Genomic DNA, 1516 nt, shown 5'->3' with positions numbered 1-1516 from the left:
CGCCAGCCGCGCCGCGCGGGCGCCCTGCGGTCGCTCGTGCCGTCGGTCGCCGTGCCGCGCGCCGCGCGCTCCGTGTTCACCGCGGTGGTCGGCGGCATGATCGCGAGCTGGGCGCTCGGCGGCATGTTCCTCGCCTTCATCGGATCCGTGCTCGGCACCACCTTCGGCCTGCACAGCGCCGCGCTCACGGGCGCCGCGATCGCCCTGTTCACCGGCACGGGCGCCATCACCGGCATCGTGATCCGCACCCGCGACGCCCGCCGCAGCCTCATCGTCGGCGTCGTCGCGCTCGTGCTCGGGCCCGTCGGCCTCGTCGCGGCGATCTGGACCGCGTCGCTCCCCCTGTTCGCGATCGCCGCGGTGATCGGCGGCGTCGGCTTCGGCGCCGGGTTCCAGGCGGGCCTCCGGCTCGTGCTCGCGGAGGCCCCCGTCGACCAGCGCGCGAGCCTGCTCTCCTCCGTCTACGTCGCGAGCTACCTCGCCTTCGGGGTACCGAGCATCGTCGCGGGCGTCTTCGTCGAGGCGGACGGCCTGCCGATCGTGCTCACCGTCTACGGCGCGTTCGTCGCGGCGAGCGCCCTGGTCGCGCTCGTGCTGCAGCTCACGGGGCGCCGCACGCGCCGGGCCGAGCGGATCGCCGACGCGCTGGACGCCGCCGCCCGATAGCACCCGCCGGGCGGGTCAGGACAGCGGCCGCCGCCGCGCGGGCGCCGGGGTAGCATCGTGCTCGCCGTGCGGCCGGGCGGTCCCGCCCGCAGGCTTCCCGACCCGCGCACCGCCCGGGTCCGACACCGACGGAAGGTCCTCCCCCCATGGCGTTCATCGTCGTCCTGCTCGTCCTCTGGCTGATCCTCACCGTGGTCGGCTTCGCCATCAAGGGCCTCGTCTGGCTCGGGATCATCGGCATCATCCTGATCCTCGGCACGATCGTCCTCGGCAGCCTCCGCCGCCGCTACAACGCCGCGAAGACGCCCAAGGCGTAGCGGACGACGCGCCTCCGCCCGCGGGCGCGCCCGCGTCGGGATCACCCGAGCGACGCCACCCACTCGCTCGTGCCGTCGTCGAAGGCCTGCTGCTTCCAGATGGGGACGCGCTGCTTCACCTCGTCCACGAGCAGGCCGCATGCGGCGAACGCGTCGGCCCGGTGCGCGGAGGACACGGCGCACGTGAGCGCGACGTCGCCGATCCCGAGCCGGCCGATGCGGTGCTCGACCGCGATCCGCACGTCCGGGTAGCGCGCCGACACATCGAGCGCGACCTGCATGATCGCCTGCCGGGCGGCCGGATGCGCCGAGTAGTCGAGCCAGAGGACGCCCTTGCCGTCGTCGTGGTCGCGCACGACGCCCTCGAAGGTCACGACGGCGCCCGCGTCGTCGGCGCGCACGGCGTCGGCGGAGTCCTCGACGCGGATCGCGCCGCCGGCGATGCGGGCGAAGAGCACGCGGTCGGCGGTCACGAGCGGGCTCCGGGGTCGGCCGCGTGGTCGGCGTGGTCGGCTGCCGTGTCGGCCGCGGGG

At 75.3% G+C, this 1516-nt stretch carries 3 protein-coding genes; 2 read left to right on the top strand and 1 reads right to left on the bottom strand.

The features are described from left to right. The coding region (locus DZG00_RS15380; protein WP_147360061.1) for an MFS transporter at positions 1-666 on the top strand (666 nt) is incomplete at its 5' end. Between the two features lie 146 nt (positions 667-812). Next, complete coding sequence (locus DZG00_RS17210; protein WP_012299751.1) at positions 813-983, top strand: hypothetical protein; 171 nt, start codon at positions 813-815, stop codon at positions 981-983. 41 nt (positions 984-1024) lie between these two features. Here DZG00_RS17210 and DZG00_RS15375 read toward each other — a convergent pair whose 3' ends face one another. Next, positions 1025-1456 (bottom strand): molybdenum cofactor biosynthesis protein MoaE, encoded by a 432-nt coding sequence (locus tag DZG00_RS15375; RefSeq protein ID WP_119383350.1) that lies wholly within the window; start codon positions 1454-1456, stop codon positions 1025-1027. Positions 1457-1516: the final 60 nt, after the last annotated feature.

The organism is Clavibacter lycopersici (assembly GCF_003576405.1).
Lineage (GTDB): Bacteria > Actinomycetota > Actinomycetes > Actinomycetales > Microbacteriaceae > Clavibacter > Clavibacter lycopersici.
Note: the sequence above shows the minus strand (reverse complement) of the source record. Positions and strands in the feature narration are given on the sequence as shown.

Excerpts from the sequence above, each read along its gene's own strand:
- DZG00_RS17210 (WP_012299751.1), top strand. The coding sequence starts at position 813 with ATGGCGTTCATCGTCGTCCTGCTCGTCCTCTGGCTGATCCTCACCGTG.